The organism is Halanaerobium sp. (assembly GCF_003070835.1).
The window spans coordinates 1-23,589 of the sequence record NZ_QBLR01000036.1 but is presented as its reverse complement, the minus strand read 5'-3'; the positions used below and the strand labels follow the sequence as shown (position 1 = coordinate 23,589).

22 protein-coding genes, 1 pseudogene and 1 riboswitch are annotated in these 23,589 nt (G+C 34.1%); of the genes and pseudogenes, 4 read left to right on the top strand and 19 right to left on the bottom strand.

Going from position 1 to position 23,589, the window contains the following annotated elements; all coding sequences use genetic code 11:
• Window positions 1–310, top strand: a 310-nt coding sequence (locus CI949_RS06090; protein ID WP_290764102.1) for a glycosyl hydrolase family 65 protein, incomplete at its 5' end; no start/stop codon positions are given.
• A gap of 93 nt (window positions 311–403) precedes the next feature.
• On the opposite strand, the gene CI949_RS06085 is transcribed toward CI949_RS06090, so the two are convergent.
• The 7 genes from CI949_RS06085 to CI949_RS06055 all read right to left on the bottom strand — a co-directional run bounded on the left by CI949_RS06085 (window position 404) and on the right by CI949_RS06055 (window position 8,096).
• Window positions 404–1,135: an HAD family hydrolase gene (locus CI949_RS06085; protein WP_290764099.1), complete on the bottom strand. Its 732-nt coding sequence runs from the start codon at window positions 1,133–1,135 to the stop codon at window positions 404–406.
• Between the two features lie 55 nt (window positions 1,136–1,190).
• Window positions 1,191–1,685 carry a GAF domain-containing protein gene (locus CI949_RS06080; RefSeq protein WP_290764096.1) on the bottom strand — a complete coding sequence of 165 codons (495 nt, stop codon included), beginning with the start codon at window positions 1,683–1,685 and terminating at the stop codon, window positions 1,191–1,193.
• A gap of 23 nt (window positions 1,686–1,708) precedes the next feature.
• Window positions 1,709–2,644 (bottom strand): lysine exporter LysO family protein, encoded by a 936-nt coding sequence (locus CI949_RS06075; protein WP_290764083.1) that lies wholly within the window; start codon window positions 2,642–2,644, stop codon window positions 1,709–1,711.
• 16 nt (window positions 2,645–2,660) lie between these two features.
• Window positions 2,661–3,731, bottom strand: a complete 1,071-nt coding sequence (locus CI949_RS06070) for an alanine racemase (protein ID WP_290764080.1) — start codon at window positions 3,729–3,731, stop codon at window positions 2,661–2,663.
• A gap of 155 nt (window positions 3,732–3,886) precedes the next feature.
• A complete protein-coding gene (locus tag CI949_RS06065; protein ID WP_089655844.1) occupies window positions 3,887–4,327 on the bottom strand; it encodes an Hsp20/alpha crystallin family protein in 441 nt (146 codons plus the stop codon).
• Between the two features lie 172 nt (window positions 4,328–4,499).
• Complete coding sequence (gene nagA, locus CI949_RS06060; protein WP_089655845.1) at window positions 4,500–5,636, bottom strand: N-acetylglucosamine-6-phosphate deacetylase; 1,137 nt, start codon at window positions 5,634–5,636, stop codon at window positions 4,500–4,502.
• A gap of 57 nt (window positions 5,637–5,693) precedes the next feature.
• Window positions 5,694–8,096 (bottom strand): Lon protease family protein, encoded by a 2,403-nt coding sequence (locus CI949_RS06055; protein WP_089655846.1) that lies wholly within the window; start codon window positions 8,094–8,096, stop codon window positions 5,694–5,696.
• A 249-nt stretch (window positions 8,097–8,345) separates the two neighbouring features.
• On the opposite strand from CI949_RS06055, the gene CI949_RS06050 reads away from it, so the two are divergent.
• The gene (locus CI949_RS06050; RefSeq protein ID WP_089655847.1) at window positions 8,346–9,026 is read left to right on the top strand and encodes a redox-sensing transcriptional repressor Rex; all 681 of its coding nucleotides are present in this window, start codon (window positions 8,346–8,348) and stop codon (window positions 9,024–9,026) included.
• A gap of 56 nt (window positions 9,027–9,082) precedes the next feature.
• On the opposite strand, the gene CI949_RS06045 is transcribed toward CI949_RS06050, so the two are convergent.
• The 7 genes from CI949_RS06045 to CI949_RS06015 all read right to left on the bottom strand — a co-directional run bounded on the left by CI949_RS06045 (window position 9,083) and on the right by CI949_RS06015 (window position 16,046).
• A complete protein-coding gene (locus tag CI949_RS06045; RefSeq protein WP_089655848.1) occupies window positions 9,083–9,811 on the bottom strand; it encodes an ATP-binding cassette domain-containing protein in 729 nt (242 codons plus the stop codon).
• Window positions 9,798–10,502 carry an ABC transporter permease gene (locus CI949_RS06040; RefSeq protein ID WP_089655849.1) on the bottom strand — a complete coding sequence of 235 codons (705 nt, stop codon included), beginning with the start codon at window positions 10,500–10,502 and terminating at the stop codon, window positions 9,798–9,800. The genes CI949_RS06045 and CI949_RS06040 overlap by 14 nt, the downstream gene beginning before the upstream one ends.
• Before the next feature lie 79 nt (window positions 10,503–10,581).
• A complete protein-coding gene (locus CI949_RS06035; RefSeq protein ID WP_089655850.1) occupies window positions 10,582–11,409 on the bottom strand; it encodes a substrate-binding domain-containing protein in 828 nt (275 codons plus the stop codon).
• 133 nt (window positions 11,410–11,542) lie between these two features.
• A riboswitch (molybdenum cofactor riboswitch) is annotated at window positions 11,543–11,663 on the bottom strand.
• A gap of 82 nt (window positions 11,664–11,745) precedes the next feature.
• Window positions 11,746–13,410, bottom strand: coding sequence for an alpha-glucosidase (locus tag CI949_RS06030; RefSeq protein ID WP_089656211.1), 1,665 nt, complete (start codon window positions 13,408–13,410; stop codon window positions 11,746–11,748).
• Between the two features lie 15 nt (window positions 13,411–13,425).
• Entirely contained in the window at window positions 13,426–14,634 is a 1,209-nt protein-coding gene (locus CI949_RS06025; protein WP_089656210.1) for a sugar MFS transporter, read from the bottom strand.
• 60 nt (window positions 14,635–14,694) lie between these two features.
• Window positions 14,695–15,690 carry a LacI family DNA-binding transcriptional regulator gene (locus tag CI949_RS06020; protein ID WP_089656209.1) on the bottom strand — a complete coding sequence of 332 codons (996 nt, stop codon included), beginning with the start codon at window positions 15,688–15,690 and terminating at the stop codon, window positions 14,695–14,697.
• Between the two features lie 215 nt (window positions 15,691–15,905).
• The gene (locus tag CI949_RS06015) at window positions 15,906–16,046 is read right to left on the bottom strand and encodes a hypothetical protein (protein ID WP_290764065.1); all 141 of its coding nucleotides are present in this window, start codon (window positions 16,044–16,046) and stop codon (window positions 15,906–15,908) included.
• Between the two features lie 349 nt (window positions 16,047–16,395).
• On the opposite strand from CI949_RS06015, the gene CI949_RS06010 reads away from it, so the two are divergent.
• Both CI949_RS06010 and CI949_RS06005 read left to right on the top strand, forming a co-directional pair.
• A complete protein-coding gene (locus tag CI949_RS06010; protein ID WP_234971282.1) occupies window positions 16,396–16,755 on the top strand; it encodes a hypothetical protein in 360 nt (119 codons plus the stop codon).
• Window positions 16,756–16,857: 102 nt separating this feature from the next.
• Window positions 16,858–17,148 (top strand): hypothetical protein, encoded by a 291-nt coding sequence (locus CI949_RS06005; RefSeq protein WP_290764062.1) that lies wholly within the window; start codon window positions 16,858–16,860, stop codon window positions 17,146–17,148.
• Window position 17,149: 1 nt separating this feature from the next.
• On the opposite strand, the gene CI949_RS06000 is transcribed toward CI949_RS06005, so the two are convergent.
• The 5 genes and pseudogenes from CI949_RS06000 to CI949_RS05975 form a co-directional block, all read right to left on the bottom strand.
• Window positions 17,150–18,568, bottom strand: coding sequence for a sigma 54-interacting transcriptional regulator (locus CI949_RS06000; RefSeq protein ID WP_089656208.1), 1,419 nt, complete (start codon window positions 18,566–18,568; stop codon window positions 17,150–17,152).
• Window positions 18,569–18,707: 139 nt separating this feature from the next.
• Window positions 18,708–20,074 (bottom strand): annotated as a pseudogene (gene larC / locus CI949_RS05990) (nickel pincer cofactor biosynthesis protein LarC).
• A 1-nt stretch (window position 20,075) separates the two neighbouring features.
• Window positions 20,076–20,846 carry a nickel pincer cofactor biosynthesis protein LarB gene (gene larB / locus CI949_RS05985; protein WP_089656207.1) on the bottom strand — a complete coding sequence of 257 codons (771 nt, stop codon included), beginning with the start codon at window positions 20,844–20,846 and terminating at the stop codon, window positions 20,076–20,078.
• Entirely contained in the window at window positions 20,839–21,657 is an 819-nt protein-coding gene (gene larE / locus CI949_RS05980; RefSeq protein ID WP_089656206.1) for an ATP-dependent sacrificial sulfur transferase LarE, read from the bottom strand. The genes larB and larE overlap by 8 nt, the downstream gene beginning before the upstream one ends.
• A 15-nt stretch (window positions 21,658–21,672) precedes the next feature.
• On the bottom strand, window positions 21,673–23,457 hold the full coding sequence (locus CI949_RS05975; RefSeq protein ID WP_365941439.1) for a YgiQ family radical SAM protein: 1,785 nt from the start codon (window positions 23,455–23,457) through the stop codon (window positions 21,673–21,675).
• Window positions 23,458–23,589 lie beyond the last annotated feature (132 nt).

Here is a 23,589-nt window from a genome sequence, read left to right as displayed (position 1 = left end):
TCTTGATAACTACAATACTGATACAGATGATGGTCTGCATATTACAAGCATGGCCGGAACCTGGATGTCAATTGTTAAAGGCTTTGCCGGTTTTAAAGTACAAAATGATCAGGTGGAATTTAGACCATTTTTACCAGAGGCCTGGGATGGCTTTAACTTTATGATTATTTTTAGAGGCCGCAGAATTGAAGTTGATGTTGAGCAGGAAGAAACGACTTTTTCTCTAGAAACTGGGACTGAATTAAAAATTAAAGTTTATGGTCAAGAATATCTGCTAAAGCCAAAAGAAGAACTCGTAGTTGAAAAATAAAGTAAACGCTGCTTATAAAAAAGAAATAAATAAAAATAAACAGTAAATCAAAAGCTCCAACAGACTTTAACATTAGTCCTGCTGGAGCTTCTTTTATATCTCTTTTTTAATTAAATCTCTAAATTCTTTTAAACTTCCCCGCCATTCTATTGGGTAATCACTGCCTTTTCTTTTAATTAACTTATCTTCAATAATTATAGTTTTGATCCCTAACTCTGAAGCTGCAGCATCTTCTTTTAAGTCATTACCAATCATTAAACAGTTTTCAGGATCTGCACTAATTTTTTCTAATATCTCCTGATAATAATTTGGATTTGGTTTAGAATAACTCATGTTTTCATAGTGGGTTAAAAGCTCAAAATCAGCTGGATCAATACCTGTCCAGCTCAGTCTTTTTTCAACTGCCTCTTTCGGAAAAAGAGGATTTGTTGCTAATACAAGCTTTTTCCCCTCTTTTTTTAGATGCTTAATAATTTCTAACGGAGTTTCCCTATCAATTTCAAAATATTTACCTAAAGCCTCAAATTTATTTTGATAAAACTGATCAAATCGTTCTTTTATTTGCTCAGCCTCAGATTGTTTATCAATATCTATTTTTTTTATAAAATCTTCCATAAAAACCTGCTGATTACTTGAACCACCATCATTCTTTATCATCTTCTGGGTAGAAGCCATTAAAAGATTAATAAAATCACTTTGTTCTTCAAACAAATCTTTAAATTCCGAAGACAGAGCACCAAAATAGTGCTTTAAAAACTCTTCTGTTTCAATTGTTAAGAGTGTTCCATCTAAATCAAAAAGAAAAACATCTTTATCTTTAAACAAAATTTACCCTCCTCTAGATTCCGATCTAAATTTATTAATTAACTGAGGATTTTTCTTAAAATTTTTCCATCAGCGGCAAAAAATCTGTTTCATCAATTAAAATATCTACAAATTCCTTCAAATATTTTCGATCAAGCTCGTCAAAACGAGATTTTTGAGGACTGTCAATATCTAGAACCGCAATAACTTCTCCGGCAACTATTATCGGCAACACAATTTCTGATTTAGAATTTGGATCACAGGCAATATGACCGGGAAACTGATGTACATCTTCTACCAGCATTATTTTGCGCTGAGAATAGGCTGTTCCACAGACCCCTTTGTCTTCTTCAATCCGGACACAGGCTGTTTTCCCCTGAAAAGGCCCCAAAACTAGCTGATCATTTTTCCAAATATAATAGCCAGCCCAATTAATATCATCCATAAACTCAAATAAAAGGGCAGAACTATTTGCTAAATTAGCAAGCCAATCTCCTTCAGGCTGAATTAAAGCCTTCAAAGCCTGGTTCATCTCCTGCAGCTTTTCTTCTTTCTTAATCACTATAATCATTCCCTTCTCTATTTTAAAATAAGTTAAATGCTTAAAAATAATGGGACTAAAATTGGCACCAGTGTTGAAAGCACTGCCCCACTAATAAAGGCTGGAATCACAACTGCCTCACCACCTGATTCCTTAACAAGTGGTAAAGTAACATCCATTGTTGTTGCACCACCCGGTGCAATTGCTGCCAGGCTTCCAAAATATTTGGCAACCAAAGGAAGGATCATTACTGTCAGCAGCTCCCTAAAAACATTTGTCAAAAAAGCCAGTGAACCTAATTCTGCACTATGTAGTTTTGAAATTAGAACACCAGATAAACTGTACCAGCCAAAGCCAGCCCCAACTGCAGCTGATTCTCCAGCTGAAAAATTAAAGGCAAAACCGATAATTACTGTCCCCAATACAGAAGCCACAGCTATTAAAAATGGTATGATTATTAATTTCCAACCCATAAGTTTTAAATCATCAATAATTTCACGGCTGGCACCAATATCAATACCTACTCCAAAAAGAAGTACTGCCAGAGAATAGTTAGTTATTAGATCTAAAAAACTGCTGCTTTCACCATTTATCAAAAAATATCCAGCAAAAATACCAAAGACAACTGACGAAAAAATTAAAATAGTCATTGTATTATCTGAACTCTGTTCTTCAATTTCTGACTCTGTAGCTGGATCTGCATTTAAAAGCAAATTATTTAGGTCTAAGATTTTAACAAATATAATAACTGCTAACACACTAAAAATAATGCTAATTGCTGCAAAAACAAAAGCTTGGAGGCCAATTTCTCCCAGCTGCCTAAATATTTGTTCATTACTACCAAGATTGGCGCCCATAGCAATCAATAATACTACAAGTCCAAATTTCGTAATTAAATCTGCAAATCTAACAAAATGATTTTTTTCATCTAGATAAAATCCCAATAAAATTCCAGTAAATAAAAATAAAATTATAAGATAAAAATCCAACTAGATCCCTCCACAATTATTCAATGTAGTTTTTAGTGACATATCTTGAAGTCATTGCTCTTAACATTGCACTATAATTAATCTTGAAAGTCAAAATATCACCTACTTCCAAATTTTCTTTTACTTCTGTTACATCTGTTATTAAATGATCACTGCTGCATCCTAAAACTTCTACTCCATTCAGCTCTGGATAAAGACCATTATAATCAATATCCTGTTTCCCAACCGCCAAAATAGCTCTCTGACGTAAGCCTTTATCTGCAACAGCATATCCTCTTCCTTGACCTCCAAATGCCATTTCGCCTTCTGGGTTTGACGGCTTTTCTTTTAATTCTATAATTTCTGCTTGAAGATGAAAATTATAATGATTAAAGCCTTCAATTAAAGACTCATTTATAATATCTGTTCCTAATAATATAGCTTCACCAACCCTTAAATTGCTGATTTCAGCTGCTAAATAGTCGTCTGCTAAAAGTCTTAAAGTAGCAGTATTACCCGCAGATAAAATTTCTAGGCTCCTTCCTAACTTGGTTTCAAGCTCTTTTTTTATCTTTATCAATTTTTTTGTGTTATTCTCATCTGGAATAATTCCAGCAAAACAGCCTAAATTAGTGCCTATACCTTTGAGAATTACATTTGGCATCTCTTCAATTTTTAGAGCCAGATCTGCTAAATCAGCGGCTAAAACGCCTTCTCTCCTATCACCAATGTCAACCATAACTACTAAGTCCATTTTTTTATCAACTCGCTGTGCCTCTTTTGAAATCAACTCAGCAGTTTTAAGTTCTGTGACTAAAGAAACATCTGTATAATGGACAATCTCACTTATCTCAGAAGGCATTGGAATTCTGAGCATTAAAGCTTCTCCCTGATAACCAGCTTCTCTGAACTTAATTATATTTTCAATTCGAGAATCAGCTATACTCCCAATGCCCGCCTGCTGATAAGCCTTAAATACATTTGTATCACCAGCCAGGCCTTTAACAACTGATGTTAATTTTATATTTTTGGCTTCTAGCTTTTCTTTTAGTTTAGCTGCATTCTCTTCAATTTTCTTTACATAAATATTAAGCTGTGGATAATTCAATTAAAATCCTCCCCATAAAATAAAATTAATTTGCAGTGTTTATACTTTACAATTATATTATACTCTACAATTGGTAATTCTTCAATTATCAGCCTTTAATTAAAAAAACCCGACCATAAGGCCGGGATTAAATACTAGCTAGACATTATTAAGATTTATTCAATATCGATGGTACGTTTTTTGACAGGAGTCTGTTCTAGCTTGGGCAGATGAACCTTTAATATTCCTTCATCATACTCTGCCTTAATAGCTTCCTGGTCTACATTTTCAAGGTAGAAACTTCTGGTATATCTACCCTGTCGCCTTTCACGACGAATATAGTTTTCCTTCTTTTCTTCTTTTTCTTCTTGGTGCTCAGCAGAAATAGTTAGATAATCATCATTGAGTTCAAGCTTGATATCTTCCTTTTTCATACCTGGCATTTCAGCTTCAATAGTATATTCATTCTCACCTTCTTTGATATCAGCTCTAAAACTTCTACCAGCAAAGTCCATTACATCATCAAAGAAACCAGAGACCAGACTATTAAATGGGTCTCCATCTCTTTCAGTAACATCCCTCCGATTGCGGTTTCTAAACGGTACTAAATCAAACATAAAACCACCTCCGAATTTAATTAATATTATTTTCAACTTTCATTTTCTAATTATATTATAAAACTAAAGTCAGAGAAGGTCAAAAAACTAAATCATCTTTTTTTGTTTAATAATTGTTGTTAAGTTAAATTAAATCTTTATAACTATAATATTCTTAAGATATCTGCTTAATTCAACCATTGAACTCTTGACCTTTGATAATAGTTTTTTCTACTTCAAAATTCCGGTCAAAAAGAACTAAATCAGCCTGATAACCTCTCTTTATTCTTCCCAATTTATGAGCCAAACCAAGTTTTCGAGCTGGATTAACGGTTACCATTCTAAAAATCTCCGGAATAGACAAATCAGTTATTTCCATTGAGTTTCTGACCGCCTTATCTAAAGTTAAAACACTGCCGGCCAGTACACCAGATTCTAATCTAGCTGCACCATCTTTGACTATTACCTTCTGACCTCCGAGTTCATATTCTCCTGCTTCAAGCCCGGTAGCTTCCATTCCATCAGAAACCAAAATAACTTTATCTACACCTTTAGTCTGGATTGTAAAGCGATCTACCGCCGGATGATGGTGAATTAAATCAACAATCAATTCAACTGTAGAATCAGAATCAAAAGCAGCTCCGACAAGCCCTGGCTTTCTATGGTGCAAACCGGTCATGGCGTTATATAAATGGGTAAAATGATCCATTCCATTTTTATATGCCTCTTGAAATTCTTCATAAGTTGCCGCAGAATGACCAACTGATGTAGTGATATTTTTTGACCTAAGTTCTCGAATTAATTTTAAAGCTCCATCCACCTCAGGTGCCATAGTTACAATTTCTACAACATCATAATAGTCTCGGAGAAGTTCTAGATCAGGTTTAATTAAGTTTTCACTGTTTTGAGCACCAATATAATCAGGACTAATAAAAGGTCCTTCTACATGGGTACCTAAAACTTGGGCTCCAGCCAGGCCATTTCTCTTGGCCTGACGAATATTTTCTAAGGCTACCTGAATTTCTTTTTTAGCCATTGTCATTGTAGTTGGCAGAAAAGATGTCACACCATGCTCAGCCAGCACAATGCTTATTTTTTCAAGGGCCTCGGCTGAAGCATCCATTGTGTCAAAACCGCCACCTCCATGGATATGAGTATCGATTAAGCCTGAACTTAAGTAAGCTCCCTTAGCATCTATAATTTCTGTTCCAGCACCTACCTCTAAATTATATGGTGCTATCTTTTTTATTTCATCATCAAAAAGCAGAGAAGCATTTTTAAGTATTTCAGTTTCTAAAATTATATTCGCATTTACAATTAATTTCTTCAATATTTCCACCTCTAACTATAATTTATCGTCATTATCAATAAATTCAAAGCAAATACACTACATTTCAGAATCTAGATCATTATTTTCATCTTCTTCAATATAGGCTTCATTATCAAACTCTGCATATTCTTCCAATTTTTCTTTAACCGCCTTGTGTACTTTTTCTGCTTCTTCAGCCAGCATTATTTCTAAGGCTTGATCAATCTCTTCTATACTATAGAGATTAAATTTATTATTTTTAATAGCAGCAAGAACTTCTTCATCCAGCATTAGGTTATCAAGATTTCTCCCTGGGATAATTACCCCCTGTTCACCGGTTAGACCTTTTGCCTGGCATACTTTAAAGAAGCCCTCTATTTTTTCATTAACTCCACCAATTGGCTGTACTATTCCTTTTTGGTTCATCGATCCAGTAATAGCTATATCCTGTCTAATTGATAGTCCAGAAAGTGATGATAAAAGTGCCACAACTTCAGCACAAGTTGCACTATCGCCATCAACACCACCATAGCTCTGCTCAAAAGCAATAGAAGCTGTTAAGCTCAAAGGCGTATCTTGAGCATATTTCCCCCCTAAATAACCTGTTAAAATCATTACACCCTTACTGTGGATTCTTCCGCTCATTTTTGCTTCACGTTCAATGTTAATTACTCCTTCTTTACCAAGATAGCTGCGTGCTGTAATCCTTGCTGGTCGTCCAAAACTATAATTACCCGCCTGATAAACTGAAAGTCCATTGATCTGTCCAACCTCTTGACCACTTACATCAAGCAACAGGTGCTCACGATCTATCTGTTCTTGAATTTTTTCTTCTAATAAATTAGAACGCATTTCTTTTTCATCAATTGCTTTTTTGACAGAACTGGCACTAACTACCTCCTCACCATAACTATCAGCCCAAACATCTGATTCGTATAAAACTTCTATAATTTCATTAAATTTAGTTGATAATTTTTCGCGATCTCCTGTTAAACGAGAACTAAAATCAATCATCGCTGCTACAGCTTCGGCACTAAATTCTTTCAACTGATCTCTATTTATTACAGAAGAAATAAAATCAGCAAATTTAGCAATATTCTCTTTATTTCTATTCATCTCGGTATCAAAATCAGCTTTTATTTTAAATAGTTCCGAAAATTCTTCATCAAAGTTGTAGAGTAAATAATAAATATAAGGGGATCCTATCATAATAATTTTTAAATCAAGTTCGACTGCTTCAGGTTTTAAGGTAATAATAGGAACACTTCTGTACTGTTCTCCTATATTCTCAACAGTAATTTCCTGATTAATTAAAGCCCGTTTTAATGTATCCCAGCAAAAAGGGTTTGTCAGAAGATCTTTAGCGTGTAAAATCAAAAATCCACCGTTTGCTCGATGCAGTGATCCACTTCTAATCATAGTAAAATTAGTAGTAATAGTTCCAAATTGACTTTTACCCTCTATTTTGCCAAATAAATTATAATAAGTAGGATTTTTTTCATAAATTACTGGTGCACCCTCAGTTTTACTATTGTTTACAAAGATATTTATTTGGTAGCGAACAAAAAAACTGCCATCTTCATCCTGCTGCATTGCTATAAATGGATTTTGTGGATCTGCTTCATCATCATTTCGAAATCGATCAATATGATCTACTATATCATCTTGAACTTCTTCTAAATAATCAACTATTTCTTCACAGCAGTCATATTTATCTTTTAAATGACAAATAATTGGCTGTACAATAGAAAGCCCAATTTTTTTCTCAAGAGCAGCCAACTCATTTTGCGCCTTCTCCTTGATTGAGCGAATTTCTCTCATAACCTGTGATGTTTCATTCTGGATTTTTTGACTTTCACTCCGAACTTTTTCTCTTTTTTCTTCATCCATTTCTTGAAATTTATCCCTGGATATAGGTTCTCCTTCTTCATCAACTGGTACTGGAACCAGCCCCTGGGAAGTATTCTGTAAAATAAACCCTCTTTCTCTAACAGAACTCTCAAATTCTTGCATAAGTTTATTTGATTTAGGTTGATACTCATTTAATATTTCTTTTCTTTCTTTATCATATTCTTCGCCCTCAAAAGCACGAGGAATTTCCTCCTGTAATTCTTCTATAATCTTATCCATATCATTTTTTAAATCACTGCCCATTCCCGCCGGAACTCTCATCACTCTGGGAATTTCAGATTCTGAGAAATTAAAAACATATAATATATCTTTTGGTGGATCCATTTTAGCTGATTTTTCTTCTGCCATATTCTCAGCATAAGTTGACTTTCCTGTTCCAGATTCACCAGCCATAAAGATATTATAACCATTTTTATTAACCCGCATTCCAAAATCAAGAGAAGCTGCTGCTCTATTTTGACCAATTATTTCTTCATCAATTGCAGAAAGCTCTTTAGTTGTGTCAAAATCTAGGTCTTTAGCATTAAAATTAAAATTCAACTCTGAAAAAGATATTTTGTATTTATCCATTTTCCACACTCCTCTGCCTTAATTTTATCAAAAATATTACAAAAATTCTGATTAAAACTCTTTAATAATAATTTCGTCAAAAGCCTATCATATCCTGCTTTTTAAAAAAAGTTGTTTGATTATACTAAAAGCCTTTATTTATCAACTACTTCTCCCAGAAAAAAGTTGAAAAAAATACTCAGCTAAGATAAAATGAACTTAAGAAAAGAATATGTTATTTTTTTAACAATATTATTAGGGGGATTAGATATGGGGAAAGATTTATATAATATTCCAGATATAATTATCAGTAGACTACCTATTTATTATCAACATTTAAAAAATTTACAAAAATCTAGTAAAGAATATATTTCATCTGAAGAACTGGCAAAACTAACTGGATTTAGCAGTTCTTTGATTAGAAAAGATCTAAGCTATTTTGGAACCTTCGGTCGAAAAAGTTATGGTTATGATATTTATTGTCTTTTTAAACAGATTACTATCATAATGGGTTTTAATTATGATAAGAAAATAATTTTAATTGGTGCAGGTCATTTAGGTCAGGCTTTAGCCTACAACAAAGGTTATCTGGAAAGAGGATATAAACTTACAGCTATTTTTGATAAAAACCCGAAATTAATTGGCTTGGTTATTAATGATTTGGAGATCAAAAGCATTAGCGATTTGGAAAAATATATGAATGAAAACAAAATTGATGTTGCTGCATTAACAGTTCCTGGAGCTGCTGCTCAAAAGATAACTAACCGGCTTGTAAAATCCGGCATTAAAGCAATCTGGGATTTTACTGAAGTGCCTTTAAAAGTACCTGATGATGTTCTGCTGGAAGAGCAGCTGATTAATGAAGGTTTATGTAAATTATCAGTCAAAATGAATCAAATTAGAATTAATGATTCTGATGAACTTGAAGAATTTAATTGTGAGCAAAAATAAGTTTCTAAACTTTTCAGCTGTTAGTAGAAGCTTGTTAATTAAAAATCATAGCTAATCTAAACTAACTCTGCCAGAGGAGTATCTATTCCTGCACCAAATAATTCAAAATTAAAGTTATTAACAGTTTTAACTGTATCTATACTTCCCCCTTTGAGCAGAGTTATCCGATCAGCAAGCTGTTTAATCTGTCTCCTATCATGACTGACCATTACTACTGTCATCTCATCTGTTACCAGGTTAGAAAAATGAGAATTAAAAAATTGAATACTTTCCTCATCTAAATTTGTGGTCGCCTCATCCACAAATAAAATTTCAGGGCTTGTAATTAAAGCTCTGGCAATGGAGGTTTTTTGTTTTTCTCCACCAGAGAGAGTATAGGCTGACTGCTCAAGCAGTTCGGTGATTTCAAGTTTGGCTGCTATCTCTTTTACTTTTTTATTGATTACTTCCTGTTCAAAATCTCTTAATTTTAAAGGTAAGGCGATATTATAAAAAACATTTCCCCGATAAAGATAAGGATCCTGCCAGATCACAGAAAATTTACGCCTGAGGTCTAAATTCTGCTGATCTTTTTTTATTTTATGGCCCTCATAGTAAAGCTCACCTTGATAATTCTGATCCACTAAACTTAAAATATTTAAAAGAGAAGTTTTCCCACTGCCATTACCACCAATAATAAAATTAAACTTGTTTTTTAAAATTGAAAACTGATCGATGTCTAAAATAGTCTTATCTTCGCAGATTTTTTTAAGCTTTTTGACTTCTATAATTTTATCTTCTAGCATAATTTTTTCCCTCCTGCAGAAAATAAGTAACAAAATTAATTAAAAATGAAAGAGATAAAAGAATGATTCCTAATGACAAAGCAAAGGCAAAGCGACCCTTGTTTGTTTCTAGCGACATAGCAGTAGTTATAGTTCTAGTAACACCTTTAATATTTCCACCCAACATCATAGATACTCCAATTTCTCCTAAAACTCTGCCAAATCCAGCAATTACAGCTCCAATAATTCCGTATCTAGCTTCTAAAATTAAAAGTTTAAATTTCTGACTGCGGCTGGCTCCCATTGAAGTTGCTGTTTTATATAATTTTTCATCCATTGAAAAGATAACATTTCGAACCAAAGCTGTTATTAAAGGGATAATTAAGATTACCTGTCCAATTATAATTCCAAGCGGGGTAAAGAGTAAATCAAATTCTCCCAAAACTCCCCTTCTGGAGATTAATGAATAAACAAAAATACCAACTACAACTGTCGGCAGACTGAGCATTGTATTTAAAATAATATTAATAAACTTTTTTGTCTTAAATTTATTCCTGGCAATTAAAATTGCAAGTGGAATAGAGATAATTGAAGCAATAAATGTTGATGAGATTGAAATTTTAAGTGAAGTTGTAACAACTTGTATAAGCTCTGAATCTAAAGTAAAAATTAACTGTAAGGCTCTCAGTATTGCACCAGTATAATAGTCCACATTTTTCCTCCTGATTGTAAATAGATTAAGCCAGCTGCATATATAAATATGCAGCCAGCTAAAATTTATTGAGTTGCTTTTATTCGACTAAATCTTCTGCATCAATTGCTGAAGTATAAAATAGTTGTTCCCCGTACTGCATATAGCTATTAATTATATTCTGGCCCTGCTGAGAAGTTAAATATCCAGTAAAGGCCATTGCAATTTGATAATTAACATGAGTATGATGAGCGGGATTAATAGGAATAATTCCATACGGATTAAAGAGTTCAGGATCTCCACTGTTTACTATTTCCAGCTCGATATCTCCACTGTAAGCTAAAAATGTGCCGCGGTCAGCTAAAATATAGGCCTGACGCTCATTCGCCATATTGATGCTGGGGCCCATTCCCTGGCCGCTTTCTAGATACCAGCTGCCATCAGGATTAATACCGGCATTATCCCAGATAGATAATTCTTTTTTATTTGTACCAGAATCATCACCTCGAGAAACAAATTCTGCTCCCTCAGCCTTAATTTTTTGGAAAGCCTCAACAGCAGTTTCTGTATCTCTAATTCCAGCTGGATCAGATGCTGGTCCTAAAATAACGAAATCATTATACATTACATCTCTTCTGTTAACTCCATAGCCATTAGCTACAAATTCGTCTTCTGCAGCTCGAGCATGAACAAAAATAATGTCAGCATCCCCATTACGGCCCAGCTCAATAGCTGCCCCTGTCCCTACTGCTACAACGTCTACTCTTACATCAAACTTCTCCTCAAAAGGCGGCAGCAGTTCTGCTAATAGGCCTGAATTTTCAGTGCTGGTTGTAGTAGCCATTGTTAATACTTCCTGAGCAGCTGCAGCTGTTGTAAAGATCAGCATAAAAATAAGTACGGTTAATAAAATTTTCTTAATTGACATAGTAATCCCCCATTTTTATTTGAATATATTTTGTCGGTACATATCTAATTATGTTCTCAACCTTTAAAATAGTAGTCAAAAAAATAACTTCCGGCTTTATAACCGGAAGTTTTAGGGCGGATTAAGACTAATATAATCCAATGTACTCACTCCTTTCCATTCCGGGAGGCTCAAAAGTTTCCTTTCAAACCCTATCGGTGCAATTAGCATAACTTTTCGTCTTAGCTTGATTACACTCGGAGTTGTGCGACTATTCGTACATTAATAATATATGCTTTTTATTTTAAAGTCAAGCACAAAAAGTTTTAATACCCTTAATTTGTTAATTAAATATTGTTAATACAGATAAACACGAGCTTCATAAGGTCTTAAGCGGTCTTCTAAGGTAAAGCTAACCTGCTCTTGATAATTATTTAATATCAACTCGGCAGATTCAATTTTTAGTTCTGAACTTAAATTATATTCAACGCTCTTTCCACTAAAGTTTAAAAGCACAAGCAGATTATTTTCTTCTCCTAACCTCCTATAAGCATAGATATTTTGATCTTTTTCTAACAAAATATCATATTTCCCATAGGCAAATACTGGATATTTTTTGCGAAGAGAAATCATTTTTTGATAATATTTAAAAATTGAATCCTCAGAAGCAATATCTTTTTCAACATTTATTTCGGAATAGCTTTTATTCATTTTCAACCAGGGCTCAACTTTAGAAAATCCGCCATATTCACTATCATCCCAATGCATGGGGGTTCGTGCATTATCTCTCGTTCGATAATTTGCAATCTTTAAAATCTCTGACTCACTTAGTTCTCCTTTTGCCTGAACTTCATTAATATAACCCCTAGTTTCAATATCATCAAAGTCATTTAAAGACTCAAAATTAATATTTGTCATCCCAATTTCTTCTCCTTGATAAATAAAAGGAGTTCCTCTTAATGTATGCAGCATAGTTCCCAGCATCTTGGCTGATTCTTTACGATACTTCCCATCATCACCATAGCGAGAAACAATCCTTGGCTGATCATGATTGCAAAAATACAAACTGGTCCACCCATTATTTTCCTGTAATTTATACTGCCAATCGCTCATCAGATCTTTTAATTCTTTTAATTCCCAATCTGTGATTTTTTCCCATTCTTCTTGATTATCTAATTCCACATGTTCAAAAGGAATAATCATCGAAAATTCTTGTCTCTCTTCTTTAACAAAATTTAATACCTCATCTTTATCTACAAAAGGAGTTTCACCTACAGTCATAACATCAAAATTATTATATGTCTTCTCGCCCATCTCTTGAATAAATTCATGAACGCGAGGACCATTTGCAAAATATTCATGTCCAGTAAGGCCAGTTTCTTCTCCATCAAGAAAGCGTTGATCTTTTGAAATTAAATTTATCACATCTAATCTAAAACCATCGATCCCTTTATCCAACCACCAATTAATTATATTGTAAAGTTCTTCTCTCACTTTGGGGTTTTCCCAGTTCAAATCTGGCTGTTTTTTTGAAAATAAATGCAGATAATATTGATCAGTTTTATCATCATATTGCCAGGCTGAACCGCCAAAAAATGATTTCCAGTTATTAGGTGGCCCACCATTTTTACCATCTTTCCAAATATAATAATCTCGATAGGGGTTATTCTTGCTTTTTCGTGACTCTTGGAACCACTGATGCTCATCTGAGCTGTGATTAATCACTAAATCCATAATTAACTTAATATCTCTTTCATGCAGCAGCTCCATTAGTTCTTCTAAGTCTGCCATTGTACCAAACTCATCCATAATATCCTTATAATCACTAATATCATAGCCATTATCATCATTAGGTGATTTATAGACCGGGTTTAACCAGACGGCATCTACACCTAGTTCATTTAAATAATCAACTTTTTCAATAACTCCTCTTAAATCCCCAATTCCATCATTATTACTATCATTAAAGCTGCGGGGATAGACCTGATATATTACTGCTTCTTTCCACCATTTTTTATTCATCTTGAGCCCTCCAATTTAAATTTTTTTAGTTAAGCGTTCTTTATTTTTTATATTTTTGATTAAATAGTTAATACTTAAAAACAAAATAAATAGACTGCTGACAAAAAGCGGGATCAACTCTAAAGAAAAATTTCTAGCTAAAACTCCAGCCAAGCCCGGCAGCAAAGCACCACCAAGGCCAGCAGCCGAGATCTGCATTCCAATTGTATTTGCTGTATGTTCCTGTCCCACCCGATAAGAAGTACTGGAAATCAGAGCTGGAAAAATTGGTGCAATAGCCAAACCGGTAACTGCTATTCCAAATAAGGATAAATATTGAGAAATATTTAGAGCAATCAAAACACTGCCAAAAAGTCCTAAAGCTGCTGCGTATTTTGCAATTTTCCTGCTCAAAAATTTATATGCTAAAAATCCTGCTAATATTCTACCAACTGTAAATGAACCCCAGTAAACACTAACCCAAAAACCTGCAGTTGAGTTACTGATTTTTCTTGACTCTGTCAATAAAGTATAGATCCAGTGTCCAAGAGACATCTCAATACCCGTATATAGAAAAAATAGAATAACACTTAAAAAGGCGGGTAAATAAGTTATTGTCTGCAGCAGTTTAAAGTCTTTTTTCTTCTTTTTATTTTCCTCAGCCTTTGGTTCAGCTTGGTCTTTTTGAACTTTCCAGAGCGAGAGGGTCATTAAAAAAATAAGAGCTAATAATAATTGGGCCACACCCACTATTATATAACCAGTTCTCCAGCTGCCTGAACATTTTATAGCATTTGCCATAATAATCGGTCCAATAGTAATTCCAATACCAAAACTAGCATGAAGCCACTGCATTAGTCCTTCATTGAAATTCCTTTCGACATAGGTGTTTAAAGCTGCATCTATCGCACCCCCACCCATTCCTGCTAAAACTGCTAATAAAGGTATCAGCCACCACCAGGGAACAAGTGTATAAGCAATCAGTGCTGAACCTGTGGCCAAACAGCTCACTGCTAGCAAAACTGCAACTCCAATTTTTTTCATGAAAAATCCGTTTAAAAAACTAGAAATCAAATAACCTGTGGTTGAGCCAATTAAAATAATTCCTAAGGCATCTAGAGGTAATGAAAAACTTGTCCTCATTTCAGGCCAGGCGACTCCCAATAAGCCATCGGGAAGTCCGAGGGAAATAAAGGCTATATAAATAAGTGTAATCAGCAAATACCTTTTATTCTTTTTAGTCATATTTTATCCCGCAGCTTTCTTCAATAATTAAATCTTAGCTCAAAATTTCATAAAACTATTCTAAGCTGTCTCTCTTTTTATAAGTTCTAAATCTAATTCCTGCTGATATTTCCCGGTTATCTCACCATTAATCGCTTTTAATAAAACCTCAATTGCTAAATAACCAAGCTCATACATTGGCTGACTGATTGTTGTTATTTTTAAATATTTAGCTAACTCAATATTGTCATAGCCAATTACAGCGATATCATTTGGGGCCTGAAGCCCTTTTTCTTCCATCGCTTCTAAAACACCAATTGCCTGATTATCAGAAGCTGCAAAAACAGCGGTTGGCCAATCTTTCTCTGGCATTTTCAATATTTCCTGCATCAGTCTAAAGCCCTCACTAATTTTGAAGGGGCAGAACTTTAATAATTCTGGAGCGATAGTTAAATTGTTTTTTTCTAATGAATTTCTGAGCCCTTCCAGACGATTTTTAGCAGCCTGAGTATCTTTCTCACCATCTATAAAAGCTAATCTTTGATGTCCGGCCTGAATCAAATAGTCAACAGCCATTTCAGCTCCCAAAATATCATTTAAATAAATTGAGTGAAAATCACTACTTTTTTCATCAGCAAGCACAATTGGAATTTCAGAATCCAAAAGCAGATCATATTGATGATCAGAAATCCCCATTGTCACTGCAACTATTCCATCAACTGTTTTACTCTGAATAATATCTAAAATTTTATCAATCATATTTTCACTGTAAGAAACTTTATGTAGAATTAAATCAATATCTTCTTTTTCTAAAGCACCCTGGATACCTTTTAAAACTTCGACAAAAAAGTGATCAACAAAGGTTGGTAAGATCACCGCTACTGCATTAGTTTTCTGCCGTGCCAAATTTTGAGCTGAGCGATTAGGTCTATAATTTAATTCTTCAATCACTTTAAGAACCTTAGCTCTGGTTTTTTCTTTAACTTTATTACTTTTATTAAGAACTCTTGAAACCGTACCAATCCCGACTCCAGCTTTTTCTGCAACATCATAAATGTTTATTTTATTTTTTGCCATAACTAATTATATCCTTTCATTTTCTTTAATTATTACACCTTTAGTTTTTCTCTTTTGGAATCGCTTCCAAAATTAATTATAGCAGTAGTTTTTTTAAAAGTCAAAGATAAGCCTGCGGCAGCAGAAATTCCGCAGATTTAAAATTTCGAGAAAATGGCCTAAACAACAAAAGCCCGGAGCTTTTAACCCCGGGATCTTTATTGTTACTTTTTAATTTAGTAGCCACCCATCATGTAATAATCCATTAAGGCGCTATCTTTCAATTTTACGTGTCCTTCAACATCAGACTTAGTATTGTACTTCACCTGATCCTCATGACTTTTGTGAGTTCGCTTGTGCTTAAAAATGTTCTTCATTAGTAATGCCCCCTTTAATAATTTTGTAGGGAACATACTCGCTGCACATCTACTTTGTTCCAAAATACGACCACCGACCTAATAGTTAACTCAGCTACTCACTTTCTGTCGGTTCAATTAAATTATACTACTTTAGAAATCATTTGACAAGGAAAATTATGAATTTTTTTAAAATTATTTCTTTTATCCTTTAACATGATAATGTGTTGATTTAACAAATATTATGCAGGAGATTTAAAAATTAAAAAGAAATATAGAATTACAATTAATATTCCAATAACAGCTATTTCAGCTGCTGTTTTATATAACAAGTTTAATTCTAAATAAAAGTTCAGGAGGAGGTCAGCTAATGCAGCAGAATAAAATTAGTCTCAGAATTACAAATTTAATTTTTCTGGCATTGACTATTTTTGTTAACTTTATAGCCAATTATTTGCCGATTAATGATCTCGGCAGTGGTGAAGTTTCCGCACTTTACCAAAACCCTTTTACCCCAGCCGGATTTACCTTTTCGATTTGGGGAGTAATTTATACTCTATTAATCATTTTTATTATTTATCGTTTTTTCGGCAGTGGAAAAATTAATGATGAATTTAGTACAGGTCCCTATTTTATTATTGCTTCACTTGCTAATATCTCCTGGCTCTTTCTCTGGCATAATCTGCTAATTCCATTTTCAATGCTGGTTATTTTAATTTTACCTTTATAATTATTTCAAATCTTTAAAAGACTGCAGCAGTATCAGCTTTATTCTCTAAGTGAATATCTGGCTTTAAAGCTCCCATTTAGTCTGTATACTGGCTGGGTTACTGTGGCTTCTATTGCTAATTTTATGGCCCTATTAGTTTATTTTAATCAGAACTGGCCTGCCAATTTTCTCAATATTGCAGCAATAATTGGTATTCTATTGGCTTTAGCAATTGCAGTTAAAATTCTTGTTGAATACAAAAATATAGCTTTTGCCTTGGTAATAATCTGGGCCTTAATTGGCATAATTGGTGCCCATTTAAGTTATCAAAGCCCAGTAATGGCCATTATAATCACTGCTGCAATCTCTATTTTAATAATCAGCATCAAAATCATTAAAGTTTTAAGTTCATAAGCTATAGATCCATTTTTTTAAGGCGATACGATATCTGATAATATTTTAAATCGATACCACGTTCTTGTAAACGATTGGCTATTCTTCTTGCCCCGAAACCCTTTTCACGATAAAACTTTATTAATTCTTCTACATTTTCTGAATTAGATTTAGCTTCTTCTTTTTCGTCTACTTGATAATCATTGTTTTGACCTTCATTAAGTATTCTTTCGGGTATATGCTCACTTTTAACTACAATCATCAATCTTTTATTATTTAATAAGTTGTTAATCAAAGGAGTAGCACTATCAATTGAATAATTAATTACATTTTTAAATTGACGCACATTTCTTTTATAAGAGGCATTCAATAATTTTTCTCTTGCTTCAGGTTCAAACATAATTTCCAAATCGAAGTCATATTTGTCTAATGCTGACTTTTTATATGCATCTTTGAAATGCAAAAACATTCTTTCTTTTTCACTATATGAGCGCTGATCAAAAGGAGGAAGTACAAGCTCATATTGAGCCAGGCGTTGATATAATTCTGGCAGTAAATTTTCTTCTAGATTTTTGGTAGAAGCGGCTATCACAATTATATCAACCGGTATTTCTTTTACCCCGCCTATCCGGCGCACCTTCTGTTCTTCTATAACCTTTAATAAAAGATTTTGATAATTTTTCAAAGCATGTGCCTCATCCAGAAACAGAACACCTTTATTGGCCTGTTCAATCAATCCATTTTTATTGGACGCACCAGTAAAACTTCCTTTTTTAGAACCAAAAATTTCGGAAGCTGCAATATCAGGGTTAGTAAACTGAGCACAGTTAATATGGACAAAAGGGGCATCTTCTTTTAAAACCCCAATATTCTTAGCAAAGCGGAACATTAATTTTGCCAAATAAGTTTTCCCAGTTCCAGTTTCACCAGATAAAATAGAGTGTCTTGGTCCACCGGGAGATCCCATTGCTTTACACGCCTTATTCACTACTTCTTTCAAACTTCCATGGCTGCCAATAAAATCATTGAAAATATTTGAGGAAGATGTGGTAATTAATTTTTCCTGGAGATTAATTATTTTACTATTCATCATTTTCAATTCAGTGATATCTCTAAATATTGCCAAACCACCTTTGATCTCTCCCTCAATAATCAAAGGATAAGCATTAACTATAAAATGTCTGCCATCAGGATTTTCAACATGAATATTAGTATACTTTTTTTTGAAATTTATTACTTTCAAGACTGCTGCATTTGGATAAAATTCTGTAATATGTTTTTCCAACATATTTTCAATAGAAGTATCTGCATAATTTGCAGAGTTTTCATTAACATAGATTATATTTCCATCCGTATCAACTACATTTACTCCTTCATTTATTTTTTGAATTATTTGGTCAAGTATAATACTCGTCGACTCATTTAAATCAAGCCACTGCATAAATTCAATCCTCCTCTATAAATAAAATTTATTAGTTTTATTATAACATAGAATTTTGATGAAGTTGATACATATAGTTTAAAATAATTTCGACCCAGCGGCTGCAATTTAAATAAACAACTGACACTTTAGTTAAATATTAGAATATTTTTTCTGATGCTTCTTTTTTAATCAAATCATAGACCTGCTGTAGATTTATATTTTTTTCCTTTGCTATTTTACTGCATTCTTCATATTCTGGCGAATACTTAATTAGTTCATTATTATAATAAGCAGCCTTAATTGTAACACTTCCCATTGAGGAATTTAGTTTGAAATATTTTCGCTGCAGACAACTTCTTTTAACTTCTCGATATCTAATTCCTAAAGTGGATGTTTCTTTAAATATTATTTCTTCCATCTGCTTTCTTTTTGCTTCAGATATAAGTACTGATAGCTTTTGAGCTGGACGATTTTTTTTCATCATAATATTTGTTAAGTAAACATCTTTCGCACCTGCATTTAATAACATTGGAAAAAGATAAGAATAAATTTCTCCACTCATATCGTCAATATTAGTTTCTAAGATCAGTAACTTTTTCTCACTTTTTTTTTAGCTTGATAAACCCGCAGCAGATTTGTAATTTCAAAATCTTTTTTGCCGGCACCATAGGCGATTTTTGATATTTTAAGTTCAGGCATCTTTATAAATTCTTCTGCCAGAGTTTTTATAATAGCAGCTCCTGTTGGTGTTACTAGTTCCCCGCTAACTCCTGTAGAATAAACTGGCACATCTTTTAAAATTTCAATTGTTGCTGGAGCTGGAACTGGTATCCTTCCGTGAGCAGCATCTACAAATCCTGTTCCTAACGGCACAGCAGAAGAATAAATATGATCTGGATTGATCATTTCAATTAAAATCGCAGCTCCCACAATATCTACTATAGAATCAACAGCTCCTACTTCGTGGAAATGAACTTCGGTGATTTCTTTATTGTGAACTTTTGCCTCAGCTTCTGCTACTTTAACAAAAATATCGATACTTAAATCTTTAACCTGCTGACTTAAATCACTCTGATTGATTAATTCCTTAATATCATTAAAATTGCGATGAACATGATCACTACTATGGCTGTGAGAATGTCCTTCTTCGTGGCTGTGTTCATGGTAAGAATGGCTGTGTTCATGGTGAGAATGACTGTGTTCAGCCGCACTGTGATCGTGTTTGCCGCAGCCTTTACAACCACCTTCATGCTGATGCTCATGAGACCCTGCAGAATGATTATGATCATGATGATCAGTTTCTACATTATCTGGATGTGTTTCATTTTCTAAAACCACTTTAAAATCAGTTGCTGTAATTCCATTTTTCTGCACAGTTGAAATTTTAATTTCATAACCGCCAAGATTTAACTTCTTTAATTCTTTTAAAAATTTATCCTGATCTACTCCCAGATCAAGTAAAGAAGCAATTGTCATATCTCCACTGATCCCGGATTTTATATCAAAATACAATATATTTTCCATCTTATCCTTCCTTCCTGGCTTTTTCTATCTGTAAGTTAATTGTACTGGCTAAATAAGCAGCACCAAATCCATTATCTATATTGACTACTCCAATACCGCTGGCACAACTGTTGAGCATTGTTAAAAGAGCTGAAACTCCACCAAAATTGGCGCCATAACCAACACTGGTTGGAACAGCAATTACCGGTTTATCAACCAGCCCACCAACTACACTGGCCAGAGCACCTTCCATTCCGGCTACTGTTATAATTACTTCGGCATCATTTAAAATATCAAGATTTCCAAGCAGGCGGTGAATTCCGGCCACACCGACATCATAGAGCCTCTCAACTGAATTTCCCAGAGCTTCAGCAGTAATTACTGCTTCTTCAGCCACTGGAATATCTGAGGTTCCACCACTGACAACTAAAATTTTACTCTTAGTTTTTTCTAGCTTCTGCTTTTCTATAAAAATCATTCTCGGCCGCTCATGATAAACTGCCTCTGGTGCAATTTCTTTAATCCGCTGATAAATTTCTTGACTGGCCCTGCTTGCTAAAATATTATTTTCATGTTTTAACATTTCTTTAACTATACCTTCAATCTCATCTAAAGATTTCCCCTCACAGTAAATAACCTCAGGAAAACCATTGCGCAGACTGCGGTGATTATCTACTTTAGCAAAACCCAAATCCTTAAATGGAAGGTCTTTTAGAGATGACGCTGCAGCTTCCACCTCGATTTCACCACTTTTTACTTTTTTTAAAATTGATGTAATATCTTCTTTATTCATCTTTAGCCTCCAGAATTTCCTTATTCATACTCCCACTTTTATAAGCTGTTAAGTCTAAGGTAACATACTGAAATCCTAATTGCTGTAATTTATCAGACAATTTATCCATCAAATTTAAATCTAAAATTTTCTCTCGATCAGTTTCAGATAATTCTATGCGAGCCAAATTATTATGATCTCTTACTCTAAACTGGTGAAATCCATTTAAACGAAGTAATTCTTCGGCTAATTCTATTTTTTCTAACCTCTCAGCTGTAATCTGATTATCATAGGAAACCCGGGTAGCCAGACAGGAAAGACTTGGTTTATCCCAGGTGCTTAAGCCCAATTTTTTTGAAAGCATTCTAATTTCTTTTTTAGTCAGTTGAGCTTGAAGCAGCGGACTTTCAACTTCCAGCTCTTTTAATGCCTTACGCCCCGGCCTGTAATCTCCAGTATCATCAAGATTAGAACCTTCAACCACTGTTCTGCCGTCAGCATAATCTAAAATTTGATCAAAAATTACTTTTTTACAGTAATAACAACGCTCAGCATTATTTTCTACGGCTTTTCCCAAATTATCCAACTTAATTTTAAGCTGGTGATGCTGAAATTTTAATTTTTGCACCAGTCCTTCAGCTTCTTTGATTTCTCTATCCGGCACAAAGGGAGTATTAACTGTCACAGCCTCAAATTCAACTCCAGCTTCTTTGGCAGCAGCAGTCAAAAATGTGCTGTCCACACCACCTGAAAAAGCGATTACAAATGGTTGTATCTTTTTCAAATTATCTATTAGTAAGTTGTATTTATCGTCTGTGCTTACTGTTGACATTAAAAACCCTCCTTCTTAATGGGTTGGCTGTACCAGTGATTTTTTGTCATAACCAATTAAATCTTTGCGTCCAGCCATTTTCAAGGCTTTTCTAACTATCTGCTGGTTTTCCTTTTTATGATACTGCAGCAGTGCTCTCTGCATTTTTTTCGCTTCAGCAGATTTAGCCACATAGACCTCTTCCATACTTCGTGGATCATAACCACTATAATACATTGCAGTCGCCATTGTACCAGGGGTTGGATAAAAATCCTGAACCTGGTCGGGGTGATGGTTAATATCCCTTAAATATTCTGCTAGTTCAACCGCATCTTCCAGGCGGCTACCCGGATGGCTCGAAATAAAGTAGGGAATTAAATACTGTTCCAGCCCAATTTCTTCATTAACTTGATAAAAAGCCCTTCTAAATTTATCAAAAACCTCTATCCCTGGCTTGCCCATATAACTTAAAACATTATCTGAAACATGTTCTGGAGCGACTTTAAGCTGACCACTAACATGATTTGCAGCTAATTCTTTTAAATATTTACGACTTTCTTGATCTTCTAGTAGGTAATCAAAGCGAATACCCGAACGGATAAATACTTTTTTAACACCAGACAATTTTCTTAACTCCCTTAGAATCTCAAAATATTCCTCGTGATCAACTTCTAATTTGCTACAAGGGGAAGGAAACATACATTCTTTACCCTTACACATTCCGCGCGAAAGCTGATCAGTGCATGATGGCTTACGGAAATTAGCTGTCGGACCACCTACATCATGGATATAACCTTTAAAATCATCCATCGAGATTATTTTCTCAGCCTCTTTAATTAATGACTCTTTGCTGCGGGATGTCATCATTTTTCCTTGATGAAAAGATATTGCACAAAAGGAACAGGCACCAAAACAACCGCGTGAACTAACCAGACTGAATTTAACCTCTTTGATTGCCGGCACTCCACCAGCTCTTTCATACATCGGATGATAGTTTCTCTGATATGGCAGGGAATAGACATGGTCCAGTTCTTCTTGATTTAACGGTTCTACTGGTGGATTCTGAACTAAATAGCGATTTCCATGTTTTTGCACCAGCTGCTGTCCTCGAATCGGATCCTGTTCTAAATATTCTATTTTATAAGCATATGCATACTGCTTTTTGTTATTTTTAACTTCTTCATAGGAAGGTAGTAATTCATAGTCATAGAGCGATTCTAATTCGTCTGCAATAAAAGCTGTTCCGGGCAAATAATTAATATATTTTATATCTAGACCAGCTTCCAAATTTTCTGCAATTTTTAAAATTTGCTTCTCGCCCATTCCATAAACTAAAAGATCAGCTCTACTATCAAAAAGTAGAGAGCGCCGCACACTATCATCCCAGTAATCATAATAGGCAAAGCGTCTCAAACTGGCTTCAATACCACCAATAATTATTGGAATATCTCCATAAGCCTCCCGAAGTCGGTTGCTGTAAACTATAGTTGCTCGATCAGGTCGATGACCGCTTTCTCCTCCCGGAGAATAGTTATCGTATTTACGTCTATTTTTAGACACTGAATAATGATTGACCATCGAATCCATATTACCTGAACTAACTAAAAATCCATATTTAGGTTCTCCCAACCTTTTAAAGTCAGCTGTAGATCTCCAATCTGGCTGAGCAATAATCCCAACTTTAAAACCAGCATCTTCTAATACCCGAGCAATTATTGCAGTTCCAAATGATGGATGATCAATATAAGCGTCCCCACTTATAATAATAAAATCGAGCTTTTCCCAGCCTCTTTTACGCATATCATCTTTTGAGATTACCATAAACTGATCTCTTGGATTTTCTAATTTTTCACCATGGTTTTCTGTACTTAAGTTTTTCTTTTCATTTTCCATTTAAATTATCAATAACTCCTTTATTATTCCAGTTTATCTAAATTATCTTTTATTAATAAC